At 64.4% G+C, this 22,355-nt stretch carries 21 protein-coding genes and 1 pseudogene; 17 read left to right on the forward strand and 5 right to left on the reverse strand.

All coding sequences use genetic code 11. From position 1 onward, the window contains the following. A pseudogene (locus VGO12_RS12275) lies at window positions 1-183 on the reverse strand (GlxA family transcriptional regulator); the annotation flags it as partial. A gap of 308 nt (window positions 184-491) precedes the next feature. Here VGO12_RS12275 and VGO12_RS12280 point away from each other — a divergent pair. The 11 genes from VGO12_RS12280 to VGO12_RS12330 all read left to right on the forward strand — a co-directional run bounded on the left by VGO12_RS12280 (window position 492) and on the right by VGO12_RS12330 (window position 12,716). Then, window positions 492-2,867, forward strand: coding sequence for a penicillin acylase family protein (locus tag VGO12_RS12280; RefSeq protein WP_327513032.1), 2,376 nt, complete (start codon window positions 492-494; stop codon window positions 2,865-2,867). A gap of 186 nt (window positions 2,868-3,053) precedes the next feature. After that, entirely contained in the window at window positions 3,054-3,944 is an 891-nt protein-coding gene (paaX, locus tag VGO12_RS12285; protein WP_327513033.1) for a phenylacetic acid degradation operon negative regulatory protein PaaX, read from the forward strand. A gap of 184 nt (window positions 3,945-4,128) precedes the next feature. After that, on the forward strand, window positions 4,129-5,334 hold the full coding sequence (gene pcaF / locus VGO12_RS12290; protein ID WP_327513034.1) for a 3-oxoadipyl-CoA thiolase: 1,206 nt from the start codon (window positions 4,129-4,131) through the stop codon (window positions 5,332-5,334). Between the two features lie 23 nt (window positions 5,335-5,357). Further along, window positions 5,358-6,359, forward strand: a complete 1,002-nt coding sequence (gene paaA / locus VGO12_RS12295; protein ID WP_327513035.1) for a 1,2-phenylacetyl-CoA epoxidase subunit PaaA — start codon at window positions 5,358-5,360, stop codon at window positions 6,357-6,359. Between the two features lie 58 nt (window positions 6,360-6,417). Continuing rightward, window positions 6,418-6,702, forward strand: coding sequence for a 1,2-phenylacetyl-CoA epoxidase subunit PaaB (gene paaB, locus VGO12_RS12300; RefSeq protein WP_327513036.1), 285 nt, complete (start codon window positions 6,418-6,420; stop codon window positions 6,700-6,702). Further along, window positions 6,702-7,484 carry a 1,2-phenylacetyl-CoA epoxidase subunit PaaC gene (paaC, locus tag VGO12_RS12305; protein ID WP_327513037.1) on the forward strand — a complete coding sequence of 261 codons (783 nt, stop codon included), beginning with the start codon at window positions 6,702-6,704 and terminating at the stop codon, window positions 7,482-7,484. The genes paaB and paaC overlap by 1 nt, the downstream gene beginning before the upstream one ends. A 9-nt stretch (window positions 7,485-7,493) precedes the next feature. Then, on the forward strand, window positions 7,494-8,018 hold the full coding sequence (gene paaD / locus VGO12_RS12310; protein WP_327513038.1) for a 1,2-phenylacetyl-CoA epoxidase subunit PaaD: 525 nt from the start codon (window positions 7,494-7,496) through the stop codon (window positions 8,016-8,018). Between the two features lie 40 nt (window positions 8,019-8,058). After that, window positions 8,059-9,135, forward strand: coding sequence for a 1,2-phenylacetyl-CoA epoxidase subunit PaaE (gene paaE, locus VGO12_RS12315; protein WP_327513039.1), 1,077 nt, complete (start codon window positions 8,059-8,061; stop codon window positions 9,133-9,135). A 121-nt stretch (window positions 9,136-9,256) separates the two neighbouring features. Beyond that, a complete protein-coding gene (locus VGO12_RS12320; protein WP_327513041.1) occupies window positions 9,257-10,018 on the forward strand; it encodes a Phenylacetic acid catabolic protein in 762 nt (253 codons plus the stop codon). Between the two features lie 12 nt (window positions 10,019-10,030). After that, window positions 10,031-12,088, forward strand: coding sequence for a phenylacetic acid degradation bifunctional protein PaaZ (gene paaZ, locus VGO12_RS12325; RefSeq protein WP_327513042.1), 2,058 nt, complete (start codon window positions 10,031-10,033; stop codon window positions 12,086-12,088). A gap of 13 nt (window positions 12,089-12,101) precedes the next feature. Then, window positions 12,102-12,716 (forward strand): phenylacetic acid degradation protein PaaY, encoded by a 615-nt coding sequence (locus VGO12_RS12330; protein ID WP_327513043.1) that lies wholly within the window; start codon window positions 12,102-12,104, stop codon window positions 12,714-12,716. A gap of 9 nt (window positions 12,717-12,725) precedes the next feature. Here the strand turns inward: VGO12_RS12330 and VGO12_RS12335 are convergent, their stop codons facing one another. The 4 genes from VGO12_RS12335 to paaG form a co-directional block, all read right to left on the reverse strand. Beyond that, entirely contained in the window at window positions 12,726-13,322 is a 597-nt protein-coding gene (locus VGO12_RS12335) for a TetR/AcrR family transcriptional regulator (protein ID WP_327513044.1), read from the reverse strand. 131 nt (window positions 13,323-13,453) lie between these two features. After that, window positions 13,454-14,764: a phenylacetate--CoA ligase PaaK gene (gene paaK / locus VGO12_RS12340; protein WP_327513045.1), complete on the reverse strand. Its 1,311-nt coding sequence runs from the start codon at window positions 14,762-14,764 to the stop codon at window positions 13,454-13,456. Window positions 14,765-14,799: 35 nt separating this feature from the next. Then, window positions 14,800-15,240 (reverse strand): hydroxyphenylacetyl-CoA thioesterase PaaI, encoded by a 441-nt coding sequence (paaI, locus tag VGO12_RS12345; RefSeq protein WP_327513046.1) that lies wholly within the window; start codon window positions 15,238-15,240, stop codon window positions 14,800-14,802. After that, window positions 15,237-16,025 carry a 2-(1,2-epoxy-1,2-dihydrophenyl)acetyl-CoA isomerase PaaG gene (gene paaG, locus VGO12_RS12350; RefSeq protein ID WP_327513047.1) on the reverse strand — a complete coding sequence of 263 codons (789 nt, stop codon included), beginning with the start codon at window positions 16,023-16,025 and terminating at the stop codon, window positions 15,237-15,239. The genes paaI and paaG overlap by 4 nt, the downstream gene beginning before the upstream one ends. Window positions 16,026-16,129: 104 nt before the next feature. On the opposite strand from paaG, the gene paaN reads away from it, so the two are divergent. From paaN to VGO12_RS12380, 6 genes are all read left to right on the forward strand, one after another. After that, window positions 16,130-17,791 carry a phenylacetic acid degradation protein PaaN gene (paaN, locus tag VGO12_RS12355; RefSeq protein WP_327513048.1) on the forward strand — a complete coding sequence of 554 codons (1,662 nt, stop codon included), beginning with the start codon at window positions 16,130-16,132 and terminating at the stop codon, window positions 17,789-17,791. 48 nt (window positions 17,792-17,839) lie between these two features. Continuing rightward, a complete protein-coding gene (locus VGO12_RS12360) occupies window positions 17,840-18,979 on the forward strand; it encodes an ABC transporter substrate-binding protein (RefSeq protein WP_327513049.1) in 1,140 nt (379 codons plus the stop codon). Window positions 18,980-19,050: 71 nt separating this feature from the next. Then, window positions 19,051-19,923 (forward strand): branched-chain amino acid ABC transporter permease, encoded by an 873-nt coding sequence (locus tag VGO12_RS12365; protein WP_327513050.1) that lies wholly within the window; start codon window positions 19,051-19,053, stop codon window positions 19,921-19,923. A gap of 2 nt (window positions 19,924-19,925) precedes the next feature. Further along, window positions 19,926-20,882 (forward strand): branched-chain amino acid ABC transporter permease, encoded by a 957-nt coding sequence (locus tag VGO12_RS12370; protein ID WP_327513114.1) that lies wholly within the window; start codon window positions 19,926-19,928, stop codon window positions 20,880-20,882. Beyond that, window positions 20,879-21,664, forward strand: coding sequence for an ABC transporter ATP-binding protein (locus tag VGO12_RS12375; protein WP_327513051.1), 786 nt, complete (start codon window positions 20,879-20,881; stop codon window positions 21,662-21,664). The genes VGO12_RS12370 and VGO12_RS12375 overlap by 4 nt, the downstream gene beginning before the upstream one ends. After that, window positions 21,651-22,352 (forward strand): ABC transporter ATP-binding protein, encoded by a 702-nt coding sequence (locus VGO12_RS12380; protein WP_327513052.1) that lies wholly within the window; start codon window positions 21,651-21,653, stop codon window positions 22,350-22,352. The genes VGO12_RS12375 and VGO12_RS12380 overlap by 14 nt, the downstream gene beginning before the upstream one ends. The last annotated feature ends 3 nt before the right edge of the window (window positions 22,353-22,355 follow it).

Below are 22,355 nucleotides of genomic sequence, written 5' to 3' on the forward strand. Positions count from 1 at the left end.
CCGTGTATTGCCGAGCACTTGCCAGTCAGCGCGAACCCGGCGCGACCTGTCGAGCTCGTCGCTCGCCAGCCGCAGCGTGTCGACGAACAGCGCGAAGGCGGAGAGCGTGAAGGACCGGGCAAGCACGAAACCGATCTTGAGACGGTTCGTCGCCGGTGCGCTGGATTTGATATTCGTCGTCATCGCAAACCTGCCTCGCCACCCACGTCATGGTTGGCACCCGTTGGGTGTTTATCCTAGCCGAGACTGAGCTCAAGCGGATTCCTGATATCGCCGCGTCATGGCTCGTATAGAACGCACGCGCGTGTCGGTGGCTGTGGTCACGGCTGGTATTCGGCGTGAGCGGAAGAGGCGATTTGCTTGTCAGAAGCAGCGCCTGCCTGGAGAGATGCAAGCAATGACGAAAAAACATTGACCGTCCGGTCGGTCAATGTAATTGTTGCCGGGCGCCATGGAGGATGTGCGCGCCGAGAACATGTCAGGAGGAAAGAATGTTCCACACCCGCCGACCCGCGCTTGCCGCTTTGCTGTTGTCAGCCGCCCTTGCGCCGCTCGTTCCCGCTGCGGCTGTTGCCGGGTCCAAGGTCGAGATCATCCGCGACACTTGGGGCGTGCCTCATGTCTATGCCGATGACACCTACGGGCTCTACGCCGGATTCGGCTATGCGGTGGCGACCGATCGCCTGTTCCAGATGGAAATGTCGAAGCACTCGGCTCTTGGAACCGTGTCTTCGGTGCTCGGCGCGGACCACCTCGGCTACGATATCGCGACGCGCGCCGATTTCGACCACGCCGACATCAAGGCGCAGATCGAGGCGCTTCCGAAGGAGGAGCGTGACATTCTTCGCGGCTATGCCGCCGGCTACAACAAGCGTGTCGCCGAAGTCCTGGCCGACCGTGGCCGCCTGCTGCCGAAACAGTTCACCGATTTCGGGATCGAGCCGACGACCTGGAGCGATTTCGACGTGGCGATGATCTATGTCGTGACGATGGCCGGTCGCTTCTCCCACTATTCGACCGAGCTCGACAACGCCAAGGTGCTGGCAACGCTCGAAAAGCAGCATGGGAAGGAAAAGGCCGCGGAACTCTTCGACCAGATGTTCTGGCTGGAAGATCCCCTTGCTCCGACGACCGTGCCGAAGGGTGGCCAGTTCCAGATCAAGGCTGAAAACAAGCCGATTCGCGACGGCGGCCGTTTCGCTTCCCTCATCGGCCGCCCTGTTCCAGGCGGCGACGAAGCCCGACCGCGCGCTTCGAACCTCTGGATCCTCGGGCCGAAGAAGACGACCGATGGCTCGACCATGCTGATGAACGGTCCGCAATTCGGCAACTTCAATCCGTCCTATGTCTATTCGATCGGTCTGCACGGCGCCGGCTTCGATCTCACCGGCTCGACGCCGTTCGCGGTGCCGAACGTCCTGTTCGGCACCAATGGACAGATCGCATGGGGCGCCACCGCCGGGCCGCTCGACGTCAACGACTATTTCCAGCTCGAGCTCAATCCCGACAATGCGGCGCAGTACCGCAAGAACGGGACATGGCAGGACATGCGCGCACGCCCGGAGACCTTCAAGGTCAAGGGGCAGCCGGATGTTGCGACCGTGGTCTATGAGAGCGACTATGGCGTCGTCAGCCAGATCGACCCGCAAAGCCATACCGCCTATGCCTTCAACCGGACCTGGAAGGGCAAGGAGATCCAGACGCTGCTTGCCTGGGTCAACTCGACCAAGGCGCAGGGCTACGAGGACTGGCTGAAGCAGGCGAAGAACGTCGCCACCACGATCAATTGGTACTATGCCGACAAGGACGGGAACATCGGCTACGTTTCGCCGGGCTATCTGCCGGTTCGCAACCCGGCGCAGGACCAGCGCGTCCCGGCCAAGGGCGATGGGTCGATGGATTGGCAGGGCATCCGCGCCTTTGCCGATGCGCCGAAGACCTACAATCCCGAACAGGGATGGATCGCGAACTGGAACAACCGCTCGGCCCATGGCGAGGTCGCCAACTTCGAGGCGACGCCCTGGGGTGGTGCGGACCGGGTGGACGAGATCGTCGCGTTGATCACCGGCAAAGACAAGCTGACCCCTCAGGATGTTTGGGACATCAACGAGAACATCGCCTTTCTCGACATCAATGCGCGCGCGCTGTTGCCGTTCCTCCTCGAGGCGGCGGCGAAACTCGGCCCCGACGACCCGCGCCAAGCGCTTGTGAAAGAGTTGAAAAACTGGGATGGGCGCATGATCCGGGGCGAGGATGGCCGCGCCACCGCTCCGGCCGTCGCGCTCTTCCAGCGCTGGGTCAAGATCATGGTCGCGGACGTGCTGATGGACGATCAGCCGGGGTTCGACCCGACCGTCGCGCTGAACCGGATCTCGCGCCCGACGCAGGTGCTGCGCAACGCTCTTCTTGGCGACAGGGCCGGGATCGCCCAGCGCCACGACTTCTTCAACGGCGCCGACAAAAACGAGGTCATGCTTGCGGCTCTCGGCAAGGCGGCGGCCGCGCTCGCCAAGGACCACGGCAGCGACCAGGCTGCCGACTGGCGCGCCGCACAGCCGCGTCATGTCTTCGCCACCAAGAACTATCTCGGCATCCCCCAGGCGGGCGAAGACGAGGGCGTCGAGATCGGCACGTCGATGAACCGCGGCACGCAGAGCGACCTCATCACCTTCAAGGACAAGGTGGCATCCGTCTGCATGGTGACGCCGCCCGGCCAGAGCGGCTTCATCAGCCCCTCGGGCGAGAAGTCGCCGCACTACGATGATCAGTTGAAGCTGTATGAGACCTTCACCTGCCGCCCGCAGCCGCTGACGCGCAGCGAGGTCGAGAAGGTGGCTGTCGACCGCCTCGAGCTGACGCTCGATTGATGTTATTGGCGGATTGGGCCGGTCAAAGCGGCCCAATCTGGATGCCTTCGTGCTATTGGAACGGCGAAGGTTGCAGTCTTGTCGTCATGCGTCATGATCGAGACTGGGAAATCCGGTTCCCGGATGCAGGCTTATCGAGGCCATGCAGTCCGGTGAACCATGGCATGATCATGAGTGGAGTCCCTTTTGCTGGGGAAGGACAAGACCGGAAAATCGTATGCAGCGCAGCTGCAGGCGATCCTCGATGAAAGCCCGCTGAAGGCGGCGGGCTTTATCGTCACCGTTTATGGCGACGTGGTAGAGCCGCGCGGCGGCGTGATCTGGACCGGCAATCTGGTCGAGATCTGTGCCGAGGTCGGCATCAGCGAAACGCTCGTGCGTACGGCCGTTTCCCGTCTCGTCGCCGCCGGTCAGCTGTCCGGCGAGCGAGAGGGTCGTAGGAGTTTCTATCGGCTGGCCGCGCCGGCGCGCGCGGAGTTCGCCGCCGCCGCTCGACTGCTGTTCGGGCCGCCAGAACCGACGGACTGGCATTTCGTGCAGCTGACGGGCGACAGGCCCGATGAGGCGATGCAGATCCTTGAAAGGGCGGGGCATTCGCGGCTGGGGCCGAGGCTCGCCGTTGGCGCGCGCGCCATGCCGCCTCTCAAGCAGCCCGCCGTCATCTTTCGGGCGGAGATCGTCAGCGGGGAGGGCGACCTTGGCGCCTTTGCAGCCGACCACTGGGACCTCGATTACCATGCCGAGGCCTATCGCGGTTTCCTGGCACGGTTCGGCCGGATCGAGAGCCTGCTTGCGGGAGACGCCCGGCTGACGGCCTTGGAAAGCTTGGTCACCCGGCTCTTGCTCGTTCACCAGTTCCGCCTTGTCGTGTTGCGCGATCCGCGACTTCCGCAGGCCGCACTCCCGGTGGGCTGGCCGGGTGACGACGCGAGAGCGCTGTTTGCGCGCCTCTATCTTCGCCTTTCGCCCGATGCAGACCTGCACATTGCCCGCCATTTCGTTTCGGCTGACGGCGCGCTGCCCGTCGACAGCGAGGCGACCAGGCGCCGTCTGTCGCTTCTTGCGGGCGCGGCGTAACGCGCATTTCAAACGGAAAACCCTTGTTTTGTGGTATGTTGATGGCTCGCGCGAGAATGTGTCACAAAAAATAGGAAAATTGGCGTTGATTTGTGACATATCGAATGGTAAATAAGTAACCGAACGGTCGGTCAATCCATCGAGGAGAGGATTTCGACCATGGGTACCAAGGGAGGAAGCTTGCGTGTCTGAAGCCTTTATCTGCGACGCTGTCCGCACGCCCATCGGCCGTTACGGCGGGGCCCTGTCTTCGGTCCGCGCCGATGATCTGGCTGCCGTGCCGCTCAGCGCGCTGATCAATCGCAATCCGGCTATGGATTGGTCGAAGGTCGATGACCTCATCTACGGCTGTGCCAATCAGGCCGGCGAAGACAACCGCAATGTCGGCCGCATGGCCGTGCTGCTTTCCGGCATGCCCGTCAGCATTCCCGCAACGACCGTCAACCGCCTCTGTGGCTCCGGCATGGACGCCGTCGGCATGGCCGCGCGCGCCATTCGTGCCGGCGACTGCGATGTCGTGATTGCCGGTGGCGTCGAAAGCATGAGCCGCGCGCCCTTCGTCGTGCCGAAGGCAGAGAGTGCCTTTTCCCGCTCCAATGCCATCTACGACACGACCATCGGCTGGCGCTTCGTCAATCCGAAGCTGAAGGCCGCATTCGGCGTCGACTCCATGCCGGAAACCGCCGACAACGTTGCCAGCGATTTCGGCATCAGCCGCGCTGACCAGGATGCCTTTGCCGCCCGCAGCCAGGCGCGCTGGGCGGCCGCCCAGGAAGCCGGCGTCTTTGCCGACGAGATCGCGCCCGTGCATGTCGCCCAGAAAAAGGGCGAGGCGCTTGTCGTCGATCGCGACGAGCATCCGCGTCCCGGCACGACCGTCGACCAGCTTGCCAAGCTCAAGGGCGTCAACGGCCCGGACCGCACCGTTACCGCCGGCAATGCCTCCGGTGTCAACGACGGTGCAGCAGCGCTTTTGATTGCCGGCGAAAGGGCGATCAAGGAACAGGGGCTTGCCCCGAAGGCGCGCATCGTCGCCATGGCTGCCGCCGGCGTCGAGCCGCGCATCATGGGTATCGGCCCGGCGCCGGCCGCCCGCCGCGTGCTTGAGCGTGCCGGTCTTTCCATCGGCCAGATGGATGTCATCGAGCTCAACGAGGCCTTCGCTTCGCAGGCGCTTGCCGTGCTGCGCGATCTGGGCCTGCCTGACGATGCCGCCCATGTGAACCCGAACGGCGGCGCCATCGCCATCGGCCATCCGCTCGGCATGAGTGGCGCGCGCCTCGTGACGACAGCCGCCTACCAGCTCCATCGCCAGGGCGGTCGTTATGCGCTGTGCACCATGTGCATTGGCGTCGGCCAGGGTATCGCACTCATTCTCGAACGTGTCTGAACCGGTAATCAGGAGAAGCTGTCATGTACGCACAGATGGTGAAGACCGACGCAGCCCGCGTCCGCAGCCTTGACGAGATGGACCCGGTCGAGCGCGCCTTCCAGGAGCGCATCGATGCAGGCCAGAAGATCGAACCGAAGGAGTGGATGCCGGAGGGCTACCGCAAGACGCTGGTGCGCCAGATCAGCCAGCACGCCCATTCCGAAATCGTCGGCCAGCTGCCGGAAGGCAACTGGATCACCCGCGCTCCGACCCTGGAGCGCAAGGCGATCCTGCTCGCCAAGGTGCAGGACGAAGCCGGCCACGGCCTCTATCTCTACTGCGCCGCCGAAACCCTCGGGGTCAGCCGTGACGAGATGTACGAGCAGCTGCATTCCGGCAAGGCCAAGTATTCCTCGATCTTCAACTATCCGACGCTGAGCTGGGCCGACATCGGCGCGGTCGGCTGGCTGGTGGATGGCGCGGCGATCATGAACCAGGTGCCGTTGCAGCGCTGTTCCTACGGGCCCTATGCCCGCGCCATGGTCCGCATCTGCAAGGAAGAGAGTTTCCACCAGCGTCAGGGATACGACATCCTGATGAAGATGGTGAAGGGAACGCCGGCGCAGAAGGCCCTGGTGCAGGACGCACTGAACCGCTGGTGGTGGCCGTCGCTGATGATGTTCGGCCCTTCCGACGACGCTTCCGTGCACTCGGCCCAGTCGATGGCCTGGAAGATCAAGCAGAACTCCAACGACGAACTGCGCCAGAAATTCGTCGACCAGACGGTGCCGCAGGCCGAGTATCTGGGGCTCACCATCCCCGATCCCGACCTGAAGTGGAACGAGGCGAAGGGCGGCCATGATTTCGGCGAGCCGGACTGGAGCGAGTTCTTCGCCGTCATCGCCGGCAACGGCCCCTGCAACGCCGAACGCCTCAACGCCCGAAAGAAGGCCTGGGACGACGGCGCGTGGTTCCGCGACGGCCTCGTCGCCCATGCCGAGAAGGCCGAAGCCCGTCGCTCCATGCGGGTCGCGGCCGAGTAACGAAGGCCTTTCGCCATCGGCGGGCCAGAAGCAGTCATCGTTTCAAGGGAGAGTTATCATGTCCAGCGAATGGCCCCTCTGGGAGGTCTTCATCCGCGGCCAGCACGGCCTCAACCACCGCCACGTCGGCAGCCTGCATGCGCCGGACGCCGAAATGGCCGTCAACAATGCCCGTGACGTCTATACCCGTCGCAACGAAGGCGTCAGCATCTGGGTGGTGCGCTCCGCCGATATCACCGCGAGCGCTCCGTCCGACAAGGGTCCGTTGTTCGAGCCTTCGAACTCCAAGGTCTATCGTCATCCGACCTTCTTCGACGTTCCTGACGAAGTGGGGCATATGTGATGGGCGCGCCTGAAAAAACGGGCACCGTCGAGAACGCCGCCCTTTTCGAGTTGCTGCTGCGCATGGGCGACAACGCGCTCATCCTCGGCCATCGCGTTTCGGAATGGTGCGGCCATTCGCCGGCGCTGGAAGAGGATATCGCGCTTTCCAACACAGCCCTTGACCTGATCGGCCAGACGCAGCTTTGGCTTGGTCTTGCCGGCGAAGTCGAAGGCAAGGGGCGGTCGGCGGACGATCTCGCCTATCTGCGCGATACGCTCGATTTCCGCAACGTGCTGCTGGTCGAGCGTCCGAACGGCGATTTCGGCAAGACGCTGATGCGGCAGTTCCTGTTCGATGCCTGGCACTATCTGCAGTTGAAGGCATTGAAAGGCTCCAGCGACCGCCGCATCGCAGAGATCGCCGAGAAGGCGTTCAAGGAAGTCTCCTATCACCTGGAGCGCAGCGGCGACCTGGTGATCCGGCTCGGCGACGGAACGGCGGAAAGCCACCGCCGCATGCAGGAGGCGCTGGACGACCTCTGGCCCTATACCGGCGAGCTCTTCCAGGGCGATGCCTTCGACGCAGCAGTTGCCGCTGACGGCATTGCGCCGGAGCCGGCATCTCTGAAGGACGCGTGGGACGCGCTGGTGCGCGAGACGCTCGAGGAGGCGACCCTGAAGATGCCCGCCGACGGCTACATGCAGAAGGGTGGCAAGCGCGGGGCGCATACCGAGCATCTCGGCTTCATCCTTGCGGAGCTGCAGTTTCTTCAGCGCGCCTATCCCGGCGCAACCTGGTAGGAGGTCGCGATGATCACGGCCGCACATCCGACAACAAAGGACGTCTGGACGTGGCTTGCCGAGGTGCCGGATCCGGAAATCCCGGTCATCTCGCTTGTCGACCTCGGCATCATCCGCGATGTCGCCTGGGAGGAGGAGGCGCTGGTGGTCACGGTCACGCCGACCTATTCCGGCTGTCCGGCGACATCGGTGATCAATCTCGATATCGAGCGCGCGCTCACCGAACGCGGCATCGGTCAGGTGAAGCTCAAGCGCCAGCTTTCGCCGGCCTGGACCACCGACTGGATCAGCGCGGAAGGCCGAGAGAAGCTGAAAGCCTATGGCATCGCCCCGCCGATCGACGGCACGGCGGCCGACGGCGTTCTGATGAAGCGCATCGACCGGCTCTCCGGCCGCTCGAACCTTGTGATCGCCTGTCCCCGCTGCGGATCGACCGAGACCGAGAAGATCAGCCAGTTCGGCTCGACGCCGTGCAAGGCCAGCTATCGCTGCACCGACTGCCTGGAACCATTCGATTACTTCAAGTGCATCTGACCCAGACGCATCTGACCCAAGACAAAGGATGAGCGCCGCCATGGCACGTTTCCATTCCCTGAATGTTACCGAAGTGCGCCGCGAAACCCGCGACGCCGTGGTCGTGACGCTGGTTCCGTCCGAAGAAGACCGCGGTACCTTCGATTTCACCCAAGGCCAGTACCTGACCTTCCGGCGCAAGTTCGACGGCGAGGAGCTGCGTCGCTCCTATTCGATCTGCGCCGGCCGGGACGAGGGCGTGCTGCGTGTCGGCATCAAAAGGGTGGATGGCGGCTGCTTTTCCAGCTGGGCAAACGAAGAGCTGAAGGCTGGCGACACGCTTGATGCCATGCCGCCGATGGGCGCCTTCTTTACCGACATCGAGCCGGAGCTTTCCAAGCACTATCTCGGCTTTGCCGGCGGCAGCGGCATCACCCCGGTCCTGTCGATCATCAAGACGACGCTTCAGCGCGAGCCGCGCTCCCGCTTCACGCTCGTTTATGCCAACCGGCAGATCTCCTCGATCATGTTCCGCGAGGAGCTGGAGGATCTGAAGAACACCTATCTCGGCCGCTTCTCCGTCCTGCATGTGCTGGAGAGCGAGGCGCAGGACATCGACCTCTTCACCGGCCGCGTCAACGCGGAGAAATGCGCGGCCCTGTTCAAGAGCTGGATCGACCTGCGCTCGGTCACCACCGCCTTCATCTGCGGCCCCGAGCCGATGATGCTGGCGATTGCTGCAGCCCTGCGCGACCATGGCCTGCGCGACGACCAGATCAAGTTCGAGCTGTTCGCCTCCTCGCAGCCCGGCCGGGCGCGCGCCCGCGCCCAGAGTGCGGCGGGAACCGACGCCAATGCCAGCTGCCAGGCAACCATCACGCTCGATGGCGCGACCCGCAGCTTCAACATGCCCAAGCACGGCCAGAGCCTGCTGGAGGCCGCGCTCGAAAACAACATCGATGCGCCTTACGCCTGCAAGGCCGGCGTCTGCTCCACCTGTCGGGCCAAGGTCATCGAGGGCGAGACGGAGATGGAGGTCAACCACGCGCTCGAGGACTACGAAGTCCGCCAGGGCTACGCGCTCACCTGCCAGTGCTACCCGCTGAGCGACAAGGTCGTCGTCAGCTACGACCAGTGAGTTCGCCTGAGCAATTCCAGACAAAGTGTGAAGCGGTTTTTACGTCCGGAATTGCGCGAAAACAAACAGATAGCATTTTCGGCGGTCTCCGATCGCTGGACATGCTCGGGAGGAGAAGGCCATGACCGATACGGAAACCATGCCGATCGAAGACTACCTCGCTGAGGGCGGCAGGCTGACCTCGCCGGACAATGTGCCGGCACGCTATCGCGGCGAACTCTTGCGGCTGATGGCCAGCTTCGTCGACAGCGCGCTTGCGGGCTCGGCCGGTTTTGCTGGCGTGATCAACGATGCGCCGGGTATCCAGGAGCGCATATCCGCTGCCCGCATCGTGCTCGAAAAGACCGACCATGCCGGCCAGGTGCTGGCGATCATGGAGAGCTTCGGCGCTGATGGCGGCCGCTACGCCGTGCACCACCCCTGGGCGGATCGCCTGCCGCGGGACGCCGATATCGGCGCTGCCCGGCGAGAAGGCGACATGCGCCTTTCGGTCTTCCATTACCCGTTGCAGGGCTGGGTCGATGCCGTCGTCATGAACGTGCTGATGGGCAAGGCGGGCGTTGTCCAGCTGCGGGAGCTGTCGCGTGTTTCCTACCAGCCGCTGGCGGAGGTTTTTCACCGCATCCTGCCGCGCGAGACCCGTCACCTGGAACTCGGTCTTGCCGGACTGGAGCGCATCGCTGCAACGCCGGAGACGCGCGCAGCGGCGCTCGCCTCCATCATCTACTGGACCCCGCGGGTGGCTGCGAGCTTCGGCCATTCCGGCTCGGCGCGCTACGCGACACTTGCGCGCTTCGGCCTGCGCCACACCCCCAATGAAACGCTCCTTGCCGAATGGCAGGCGGATGTCGATGCGCAGCTTGCCGCGCTGAAACTGCTCTGAAAGGAAACGACCATGAACGTTCAGGCGTCCCGGCCCCGCCGGCTCGAAAGCTATGTCTGCGGCAGCTGGACCGCCGGCGCAAGGGAGGGTGTGCCGCTTCTCGACGCCTCGACCGGAACGCCCGTCGCCTTCATCGATTCCAGCGGCATCGATTTCGCCAGCACCCTTGCCTATGGCCGCGAAAAGGCCGGCCCGGCGCTGCGCCGCATGTCCTTCCATGAACGCGCCGCCATGCTGAAGGCGCTCGGCCTCGCGCTGATGGAGCGCAAGGAAGAGTTCTACGCGCTGTCGACCGCGACCGGGGCCACCCGCGCCGACAGCTGGGTCGATATCGACGGTGGCATCGGCACCTTGCTCTCCTATGCCTCCAAGGGCCGCCGCGAGCTTCCCAACACCCGCGTTCTGGTTGACGGCGACGTCGAGACGCTGGCGCGCGACGGCACGTTTGCCGCCCGTCACATCCTGTCGCCGCTGCAGGGTGTCGCCGTCCACATCAACGCCTTCAACTTCCCCTGCTGGGGCATGCTGGAAAAACTCGCTCCGACGCTGCTTGCCGGCATGCCGGCGATCGTCAAGCCGGCGAGCCAGACGGCCTATCTCACCGAACTCGTCGTGCGCCGCATGATCGAGACCGGTATCCTGCCGGAAGGTGCCGTGCAGTTGATCTCCGGCTCGGTCGGCGATCTGCTCGATCACGTCGACGGCCAGGATGTGGTGACCTTCACGGGGTCGGCGACGACCGGCCGCAAGCTGAAGAGCCATCCGGCGGTCATCGGCAATTCCGTGCGCTTCACCATGGAAGCCGACAGCCTCAACGCGTCGGTGCTTGGCCTCGATGCCGGGCCGGGCACGGAGGAATTCGACCTCTTCGTCAAGGAAGTCGCCCGCGAGATGACCTCCAAGGCCGGGCAGAAATGCACCGCCATCCGCCGCGTGATCGCGCCGCGCGCCCATTGCGATGTGCTGGTGGCTGCACTCGGTGAACGCCTTGGAAAAACCGTCCTTGGAAACCCGGCGGATGAAAATGTCCGCATGGGCCCGCTCGCGAGCCTCGACCAGCGCACAGAAGTGCGGGAGCGTATCCGTGACCTGCTGGCAGATGCCGAGATAGTTGCGGGCAATCCCGATACGCCTCACGTCGTCTCCGGCGATGCCGAGGCCGGCGCGTTTCTCAATCCGGTGCTGCTCTATTGCGATCGTCCCTGGGAGGCCAAGGCCGTGCACGATGTCGAGGCCTTCGGCCCGGTCAGCACCGTCATGCCCTATGACACAGCCGAAGAGGCGGTCGATCTTACCCGCCGTGGCAAGGGCAGTCTTGTCGCCTCGGTCTTCACCAACGACCCGGCCTTTGCCGAAGAGGTGGTGCTCGGCATGGCGCCGTTCCATGGCCGCGTCCTGATCGGCAACCGCGCCAGCGCCAAGACCTCGACCGGTCACGGCTCGCCGCTTCCAGGCCTCGTCCATGGCGGTCCCGGCCGTGCAGGCGGTGGCGAGGAACTCGGCGGCATGCGCGGCGTCAAGCACTATATGCAGCGTACCGCCGTCCAGGGCTCGCCGACCATGCTTTCGGCTGTCACCGGTCGCTGGGTTGCCGACGCCGAGGCCAAAAATGACGGCGAGCATCCGTTCCGCAAGTCGCTGGCGGAGCTTCGCATCGGCGACCAGCTCGTCACCGCATCCCGTACCGTGACGCTCGAGGATATCGAGCACTTCGCCAACTTCACCGGCGATACTTTCTATGCGCACATGGATGAGGAGGCGGCCAAGGCCAACCCGTTCTTCGACGGGCGCGTCGCCCACGGCTACCTCATCGTCTCCTTCGCTGCCGGCCTCTTCGTCGATCCGGCGCCAGGCCCGGTTCTGGCGAATTATGGCGTCGACAACCTGCGCTTCCTCACGCCGGTCAACCCGGGCGATACGCTTCAGGTGCAACTGACCTGCAAGGAGATCAACCCGCGTGCGGATGCCGAACATGGAGAAGTGCGTTGGGATTGCCGGGTGACCAACCAGAATGGCGTTGCCGTTGCCCAGTACGACGTTCTGACCATGGTGGCAAAGACGAGAAGCTGAGGAGAGGGCGGCCATGACACAGATCTATGCCTATGACGGCGTGGTCCCGGTTATCGATCCCGCCGCCTTCGTGCACCCGGCCGCCATCGTCATCGGCGACGTGATCATCGGCCCCGCCTGCTATGTCGGGCCGGGCGCCGTGTTGCGCGGCGACTTCGGCCGCATCGTGCTCGAGCGGGGATCGAACGTGCAGGAGACCTGTGTCGTGCACAGTTTCCCCAATCTCGACGTGGTCGTCGGCGAGGAAGGCCATATCGGCCATGGGGCGGTGCTGCACGGTTGCCGGATCGGCCGCAACGCCATGGTCGGGATGAACGCCGTGATCATGGATGAAGCCGTCATCGGCGAAAATGCCATCGTTGCCGCCATGGCCTTCGTCAAGGCTGGCAGCGAGATCCCGGCAAACAGCCTTGCGATGGGTTCGCCGGCGCGCGTCACCCGGGCGCTTTCCGCCGATGAGATCGCGTGGAAGCGCCAGGGAACGGCCATCTATCAGCGCCTCGCGCTTGAGGCGAAAGACAAGCTGGTTGCGACCGAACCGCTGTCTCAGCCCGAGCCCGACCGGCGGCGCATCCGGGCTCCGGAATACGATCCGCTCATTCTCGAACAGCTGAAGTTCGAAAGGTGAGGGGCTTGTTCAGCGAACGGCTTTCACGCCTTCGAGGATAAGCGTCGTTGCGATATCGGCATATTCGTCGCGGCTGATCGGCCCGTTCGGTCGGAACCACATATAGACCCAGTTCATCATGCCGAAGAGCGACATGGTGACGGGCATCAGCAGGGGTCTGCCCTGATTGAGCTCAGGATTGATCTCCTGGATGACGCTGGAGAAGCGCTTGACGATGCGCCGTTCGATCGCCTGCAGCTCGGAAAGCTGTTCTTGCGAAAGGGCGCTGGTGCCGTTCAGCTGCACCTTGTGCTCGTTGTCGCGGCCTTCGTAATTGTTCATGACGGCCTTGACGAGAAGGCGCAACCGATCCTGCGGGGTAACGTCACTGCGGTCCGCCGCCTCGATCGCGCCGTCGAGCTCCGTCAGGTGGGTGCGCACGATATCGAATATCAGAGCATCCTTGCCGGGATAGTAGTGGTAGAGCAGGGCCTTCGAGACATTGCTGTACGAGGCGATCATGGACATGGAAGCCTTTTCCATGCCCACTTCGGCGAACACCGCCGCCGCGTTCGTCAGAATGCCGCGCTGTTTCTCTTCAAAATCGACTGCGCGCGTGCGTGCCATTTTCTACCTTGCTCACTTCCTGTTTGCCGCCGCATAAGCGGCGACCTTGGTTCGTATATACGGTCAACCCGGTGCCGGGCTATCCTGGCGCCCCATCATTCAATCTTTCAGTCGTTCACGCCTTCGGGCATTCACTCTTTCGGGCGGTTGTCGACCACTCGCTTTGCCTTGCCTTCCGAGCGGGTTATGCCGCCGGGCTCGTGCACCGTAATCTTCGTCGAGACGCCGACCACGCTCTTGATGTGGTGGGCGAGCTCCTTCGCCGATCCGGCGCGCGCGCCCTCGTCGGTCGCTTCGAGCGTACATTCGACATGAACCGTCATATTGTCCATACGGCCGGCGCGCGACAGCTCGATCTGGAAATGCGGCGCCAGTCCACGGCATTTCAGGATCTGCTCCTCGATCTGCGTCGGGAAGACGTTGACGCCGCGCAGGATCATCATGTCGTCGGAGCGACCGGTGACTTTTTCCATGCGGCGCATCGAGCGCGCGGTGCCGGGCAGGAGCCGCGTCAGGTCGCGCGTGCGGTAACGGATGATCGGCAGGCCCTCCTTGGTGAGCGTGGTGAAGACCAGTTCGCCGATCTCGCCATCCGGCAGCACCGCGCCCGTCACCGGGTCGATGATCTCGGGGTAGAAATGGTCTTCCCAGATGTGCAGGCCGTCCTTGGTCTCGACGCACTCGTTGGCGACGCCCGGGCCCATGACTTCCGACAGGCCATAGATGTCGACCGCATGCATGTCGAAAGCCTGTTCGATTTCCTGGCGCATGGCGTTCGTCCACGGCTCCGCGCCAAAAATCCCGACCGCGAGCGAGCTTTCGCGCGGGTCGATGCCGTGCTTGCGGAACTCATCGAGGATGGAGAGCATGTAGGAGGGCGTGACCATGATGATGCGCGGCTTGAAATCCTGCATCAGCGTGACCTGACGCTCGGTCATGCCGCCCGAGATCGGCACGACCGTACAGCCGAGCTTTTCAGCGCCATAATGCGCGCCCAGGCCACCGGTGAAGAGGCCGTAGCCATAGGCGACGTGCACGATATCGCCGGCCCGGCCGCCCGAGGCGCGGATGGAGCGGGCAACCACCGTCGCCCAGGTGTCGATGTCGTTCTTGGTGTAGCCGACGACGGTTGGCTTGCCGGTCGTGCCCGACGAGGCATGGATGCGGGCGAGCTTTTCACGCGGCACCGCGAACATGCCGAAGGGATAGGTGTCGCGCAGGTCCTTCTTGGTGGTGAAGGGAAATTTCGCGAGGTCGGCGAGTGTCTTGAGGTCGGATGGGTGCACGCCCGCCTCGTCGAAACGCTGGCGGTAGAAGGGGGAGTTCTCATAGGCGTGGGTCAGCGACCATTTCATACGCTGAAGCTGGAGCGCGGAAAGCTCGTCGCGAGAGGCCGTCTCGATCGCTTCGAGGTCACCGGGGCGGGGGGACAGGTCTTCCATGAAATTCTCCTCCAAGAATGCTGGGATCGTCTGCCTCACTCCGGCAGATGGGTACCCTTGACGGTTCGCGAGTGGCCACGGAATTCCGCGACATGCTCGCCCTCCTGATTGGTGATGCGGATATCGTAGATGCCGCCCCGTCCGCGGCGCGACACCTCCCGTGCCGTCGCCGTCAGCAAGTCGCCCTTGAACGCCGGTGCGATATAGGTCACCGAGCAGTGCTGGGCGACGGTGCGCTGGTTGTAGGTGTTGCAGGCAAACGCGAAGGCCGAATCGGCGAGCGTGAAGATGTAGCCGCCATGGCAGGTGCCATGGCCGTTGGTCATCGTTTCGGCAACGGTCATGGCGATGGACGCTTCGCCGGGTGCGACCGATACAAGCTCCATGCCGAGATGGCGGGTGGCGTTGTCGTCGTCCCACATGGCCCGGGCGCAGGCTTCGGCAAGCGCCTGGGGCGAAAGGCTGGCGTCACTCATTGGCCCTTGAACTCCGGCTTGCGCTTCTCGAGGAAGGCGGAAACGCCTTCGGCATAGTCGGCGCTGCGGCCGGCCTCACGCTGAAGATCGCGTTCGAGATCGAGCTGCTGGTCGAGCGAATTGGTGGCGGCGGCCTGGATGGCGCGCTTGGTCATGCCGAGGCCCCTGGTCGGACCGGCGGCGAGACGGGCGGCGAGCGCGCTTGCCTCGTCCATCAGTTTGTCGTCATCGACAGCGCGCCAGATGAGCCCCCAATCGGCGGCGGTCTCCGCACCGAGCGGTTCGGCCGTGAGTGCCAGCGCCTTGGCGCGGGCCTCGCCGATCAGCCGCGGCAGGCTCCAGGTTCCGCCGGAATCCGGCACGAGGCCGATCTTGGCGAAGGCCTGGATGAAACGGGCGGAGCGTGCGCCGAGCGTGATGTCGCAGGCAAAGGCGATGTTGGCGCCGGCGCCGGCGGCAACGCCGTTGACCGCGCAGATCACCGGCTTTTCCAGGCTGCGGATCAGGCGGAGCAGGGGATTGTAGTAGGTCTCGATCGTGTGGCCGAGGTCCGGCACGCCCTTGCTCGGGTCGCGGTCGCCAAGATCCTGGCCGGCGCAAAACCCACGGCCCGCGCCCGTCAAAAGCACGGCGCGCACGTCGGCATCCGCATGGGCGCGCTCGAACCCGGCGCGCAGCGCAAGATGCATTTCCTCGTTGAACGCATTGAGCTTGTCGGGGCGATTGAGCGTCAGGCTCAGGACGCCGTCGGCAAGCGCCGACAGGATCGTGCTGGATTGCGGCATGTTTTCCTCCCTGTCGCCCTTCTTTCCAGAGCGACCGTGAAAAAATAGTTGCATAAACCGGCCGGCCGGTCAATTATAAAAGCACTGACTGGGAGGAGTAAGCCATGACGGGACTTTTTGAGCGCCATCGCTCCACGCTCGATGCAGCTTTGCAGGCGGCGGCCAAGCGCGACTTCTGGTCCGCCTATCCGGAGGTGCCGTCGGGCAAGATCTATGGCGAAACCGCCAAGGACGACGGACTTGCCGTCTATCAGGAACGGCTCGGAAAGCCGTTCGCGCTTGCCGGTCACCCGGCAGAGGGCGCTGTCGGTCAGGAAGTCTCGCCTTACGGACCGGCCCTCGGGATCACCTACCCGACCGCCTCTGCCGACACTTTGGTGGCTGCCTCGCGCGCTGCTGCTGCGCAATGGGCCGCCGCCGCGCCGGAGGTGCGCACCGGCGTCTGCCTCGAAATCCTGGCACGCCTCAACGCCCGCAGCTTCGAGATGGCGAATGCCGTCATGCACACGACCGGCCAGGCTTTCGCCATGGCCTTCCAGGCCGGCGGTCCGCACGCGCAGGATCGCGGTCTTGAAGCGGTCGCCTACGCCCATGCCGAAATGACCCGAACGCCGGCGAAGGCGACCTGGACGAAGCCGCAGGGCAGGGGCGAGCCGATCGTCATGGAAAAGCACTGGCGCGTCGTCCCGCGTGGCGTTTCGCTCACCATCGGCTGCAACACCTTCCCGACCTGGAACAGCTATCCGGGTCTCTTCGCCAGCCTTGCCACCGGCAACACAGTTATCGTCAAGCCGCATCCGGCGGCGATCCTGCCGCTGGCCATCACAGTCGAGATCATCCGCCAGGTTCTGGTGGAGGAGGGTTTTGCTGCCGATGTGGTGCTGCTGGCTGCGGACGAGCCCGGCTCGGAGGTCACCAAGGACCTCGTGCAGCACCCGGCCGTCGCCATCGTCGACTACACCGGTTCCAACGCGTTCGGCACCTGGGTGCGGGAGAATGCCGGGGACGCCGATGTCTATACGGAAGAGGCCGGCGTCAATTCCATCGTCATCGGCTCGACCGACAATTTCGCCGGCATGTGCGCCAATATCGCATTCTCGCTGTCGCTCTATTCCGGGCAGATGTGCACGGCCCCGCAGGACATTTTCGTGCCGCGCGGCGGCATTAAGACTGACGAGGGCGACAAGAGTTTCGACGCGGTGGCAGCCGGCATCGCCGCGGCCGTCGACGGCCTGCTTGCCGATCCCGCCCGAGCTGCCGGCGTCTGCGGCGCAATCGCCGACCCTGCGACGCTCGCCCGTATCGAGACGGCCCGCGCGCTCGGCCGGGTGGTGCGCAATTCAACAGCCATCGAAGGGCAGGACGATGCGCGCACAGCGACCCCGCTGATCCTCGCCGTCGATGCGATGGATACGGAAAGCTATGGGCAGGAACGCTTCGGCCCGATCGCCTTTGTCGTCGCCGTCGCCGATATCGAGGACGGCGTGAACCGTGCAGCGAGCCTGGCGGAAGACAAGGGCGCGATCACCGCTGCGCTCTACACGACGGACGAGGCGCAGATCCATGCTGCCGCCGACCGCTTCGCTGCGGCGGGCGTCAATCTTTCGGTCAATCTGACCGGTGGCATCTACGTCAACCAGAGTGCCGCCTTCAGCGATTTCCACGTCACCGGCGCAAACCCCGCGGGCAATGCCAGCCTGACGGATGCGGCTTTCGTCGCCAACCGGTTCCGCGTGGTGATGTGGCGCCGCCCCTTGGCGGCGTGAGAGGAGTTTTCGTTTTTATCTTTGTCTTTGTTGGGAGGAGAAACCGACATGAAATTTGCACAGACCGCGACTGCCCTTGTCCTCGTTCTCGGCGTTGCCGGGCCTGCCCTGGCCGATATCAAGATCGGCGCGACCATTTCCGAAACGGGTCCCGCCTCTTTCCTCGGAGATCCGGAAGCCAAGACGCTGAAGATGCTGGTCGAGGAGATCAACGCGGCCGGCGGCGTCAACGGCGAGAAGCTGGAACTCGTCATCTATGACGATGGCGGCGATCCGAACAAGGCGCGCACCTTTGCCACCCGCCTCGTCGAGGACGACGAAGTCGTCGCCGTGATCGGCGGCACGACGACCGGCACCTCCATGGCCATCATCCCGGTCTTCGAGGATGCGGAAGTGCCCTTCATCTCGCTTGCCGGCGCGATCGAGATCATCGATCCGGTCCGCCCCTACACCTTCAAGACGCCGCACACGGACCGCATGGCCTGCGCCAAGATCTTCGAGGACATGAAGAAGAGCGGCATCACCAAGATCGGCATGATCTCCGGCTCCGACGGTTTCGGCGCCTCTATGCACAAGCAGTGCCTTGCGATCGTCGGCGACTACGGCATCGAGGTGCTGGCCGACGAGACCTACGGCCCTGCTGACGCCGACATGACGCCGCAGCTTACCAACATCAAGGGCAAGGAAGGCCTGCAGGCCGTGCTGAACCCCGGCTTCGGCCAGGGTCCGGCAATCGTCACCCGCAACTATGCGCAGCTCGCCGTCGGCCTGCCGCTCTATCAGTCGCACGGTGTCGCCTCGGACGGCTTCATCGAGCTTGCCGGTGCGCAGGCCGCAGAAGGCGTGCGCCTGCCGGGCACGGCGCTGCTCGTTGCGAAACTGCTGCCGGAGAACGACCCGCAGCGTGCCGTCGTCACTGCCTACAAGGACGCCTACGAGAAGGCGACCGGCAAGCCGGTCTCCACCTTCGGCGGTTACGCCCATGATGCGCTGCGCATCCTCGTCGATGCGCTCGGCCGGGCCGGCAGCGCCGAGCCGTCGGCTATCCGCGACGCCATCGAGGAGACGAAGGGTCTCGTCGGCACCACGGGCACCGTCACCATGACGGCCGAGGACCACCTCGGTCTCGACCTCTCGGCCTTCCGCATGCTGAAGATCGAAGACGGCGGCTGGAAGATCGTCGAGTAATCGAGCCCGCCGGCCCGAGCCCTTCTCGGCAAGGGCCGGCGGAAACCGTCGCGTGCCAAGCGGAGGCATCCATGCCCGAACTGCTGCAATTTTTCCTGTCCGGGATCACGGTCGGCGCGGTCTATGCGCTGGTCGCCCTCGGCTTCACGATCATCTACAACGCCTCCGACGTGGTGAACTTCGCCCAGGGCGAATTCGTCATGCTCGGCGGCATGATCACCTTCTTCGCAAATGCGGCCGGCCTACCGTTGCCGCTCGCAGCACTCATCGCCATCATCGTGACGGCGGCGATCGGCGTCGCGCTGAACAAGCTCGCCATCGAGCCCGCCCGCGGTGCACCTGTCGTCTCGCTGATCATCATCACCATCGGCGCGTCCATCTTCATCCGCGGCGCGACACAGCTCGTCTTCGACAAGCAGCTTCACCGCTTCCCGGCCTTTTCCGGCGACCAGCCGATCCTGATCGGTGGCGCGACCATCCTGCCGCAGAGCCTCTGGGTGATTGCAGGGGCGCTCGCCGTCTTCTTCTGTCTCGGGCTGTTTTTCACGCGCACCCTGATCGGCCGCGCGGTGCTGGCGACGGCCAACAACCGCATCGCCGCCCAGCTCGTCGGCATCAACACCAAATATGTGATGACGCTCTCCTTCGCCATGTCCGCGGCCATCGGTGCATTGGCCGGCGTGCTCGTGACGCCGATCACGCTGACGGGCTACGACGTGGGGCTCGCGCTCGCGCTCAAAGGCTTTGCCGCCGCCATGCTCGGCGGCATGGGCAACCCCAAGGGAGCGCTCGTCGGCGGCCTGCTGCTCGGCATCCTCGAAGCGATGACGGCCGGTTATCTCAGCTCGCAATACAAGGATGCGGCCGCCTTTATCGTCATTCTCGCGGTGCTCTTTGCCATGCCGCAGGGCCTGTTCGGCCGCAAGTCGACGGATCGGGTGTAATGATGCGGCTCTCCGGTAAGACAACCAGTCTCCTCATCCTCGCCGCGGTCATCGCCATCGCGCCGGTCTTTTTCCCGTCGTCCTATTACTTCCGTGTCGGCTCGCTGATCTTCGTCAACGGCCTGGCGGTGACGGGGCTCGTCATCCTCATCGGCTATGCCGGCCAGATCAGCCTCGGACACGCCGGTTTTGCCGGCATCGGCGCCTATGCCTGCGCGCTCGCGCCGGTGCATCTTGGCCTCCATCCGGCGCTTGCGGCGGTGCTGGGTGCGGCACTTTCCGCCGGCGTCGCCTACCTTGTCGGCCGGCCGATCCTCAGGCTCAAGGGCTACTATCTCGCCGTCGCCAGCCTCGGTTTCGGCATCCTCGTCTCGATGGTCTTGTCCAACGAGGCGCAACTGACCGGCGGGCCTGATGGCATGGCGGTCCCGGAGCTGGGACTGCGCGGCGTCCTGAAGTCGATCGGGATCGACCTTTCCAATACCGAGTTCTGGTACGCCTTCTCCGGTCTCGTGCTCGTCATCGGCGCATGGCTGGCGCTCAACCTCTACCATAGCCCGACGGGCCGCGCCCTTCGCGCGCTGCATGGTTCGGAGGTCGCCGCCCGCACGGTCGGCGTCGACGTCGCCCGCTACAAGCTCGTCGCCTTCGTCATCTCTGCGGTTTACGCGTCGGTGTCAGGCTCGCTGCTGGCGCTCCAGAACAAGTTCATCACGCCCGATGTCGCGGGCTTCATGCATTCCATCGAGATGGTCACCATGACGGTGCTCGGGGGCGCCGGATCGGTGCTCGGCGCGATCCTCGGTGCCGCGATCCTCACCACGTTGCCGCAGGTGCTGACGGTCTTCCAGGAGTACGAACAGCTGATGCTCGGCCTCGTGATGATGCTGGTCATGATCTTCATGCGCGAAGGCCTTTTGCCGTCCATCGCGCGGCGCATCCGGGGGAGAGCAGAATGAGCCTGCTTCAGATCGAAGGCTTGGGGATCGATTTCGGCGGCGTGCGCGCCGTCAACGATGTCGGCTTCTCCTTGAAACCGGGCGAGATCGTCTCGGTGATCGGCCCGAACGGCGCCGGCAAGACGACGCTTTTCAACATGATCTCAGGCGTCTACGCCCCGGCGCGCGGCCGCGTGACGCTGGATGGCGAGGATGTCACGCGCATGCCGCCGCATCTTCTGGCCCGGCGCGGCCTGTCGCGCACCTTCCAGAATCTGCAGATCTTTCAATCGATGAGCGTGCTCGAAAACGCGATCGCCGGCCATCATCTGCATGAACGCGGTTCGGTCTTTTCCGATCTCTTCTCGCTGCCCGCCGCGCGCCGCCGCAGCAAGGCCTCGGAGACCAGCGCCCGGGCGCTGCTCGACCGTGTCGGCCTCGGCCGTGCCGCCGAACAGGAGGCGGGTTCGCTCTCCTACGGCGCGCTGAAGCGACTTGAGATCGCGCGCGCCCTGGCGCTGAAGCCCCGTGTGCTGCTGCTCGACGAGCCTGCCGCCGGCTGCAACGCGGTGGAGACGGAGGAGATCGATCACCTGATCGCTGCCGTGGCCGCCGAGGGTGTTTCGATCCTTCTGGTGGAGCACGACATGAAGATGGTCATGCGCATATCCAACCATATCGTGGTGCTCGATCACGGCGAGAAGATCGCCGAGGGCGAGCCGGCGGCGATCGCGCGCAATCCGCGCGTCATCGAAGCCTATCTGGGAGCCCAAGTGGCGGAGGCGCAAAATGCTCAACGTTGAGGGACTGCGTTCACGTTACGGCCGCATCGAGGTGCTGCACGGCATCGACCTCGAGGTCGCCTCGGGCGAAATCGTCACCGTGGTCGGCGCCAACGGCGCCGGCAAGACGACGCTGTTGAAGTGCCTTTCCGGCATCCAGCCGGTTTCGGCCGGCTCCATCGTCTTTCGTGGCGAGGCGCTGACCACAGTGCCGGCGCACCGACGCGTCCAGCGCGGCCTTGCCCAATCGCCCGAGGGCCGGCAGATTTTCACCAACCTGACGGTGGAAGAAAACCTTCGGCTCGGGGCCTATCTCTTTGCCGACGACAAGGTGGAGCGCGACAGGGAGGATGCCTTTACGCTGTTCCCGGTCCTGAAAGAGAAGCGCAACCTTGCGGCAGGCGGGCTTTCCGGCGGGCAACAGCAGATGCTTGCGATCGCCCGCGCGCTGATGGCCAGGCCCTCCTGCCTGCTGCTGGACGAGCCGAGCATGGGTCTTGCCCCGATCCTCGTCGCGCAGATCTTCGACGTCGTGAAGAGCATGAAGGCGCTTGGTGTCACCGTGCTTCTTGTCGAGCAAAACGCCTTCGGCGCACTTTCTGTCGCCGACCGGGGTTATGTGATGGAGACCGGGCGCGTCACCATGTCGGGCCCCGCCGCCGAGTTGATTGCAGATGAGCGCATCCGCGCCGCCTACCTGGGAATTTGAGCC

This window comes from Ensifer sp., from assembly GCF_035999135.1.
GTDB lineage: Bacteria > Pseudomonadota > Alphaproteobacteria > Rhizobiales > Rhizobiaceae > Ensifer.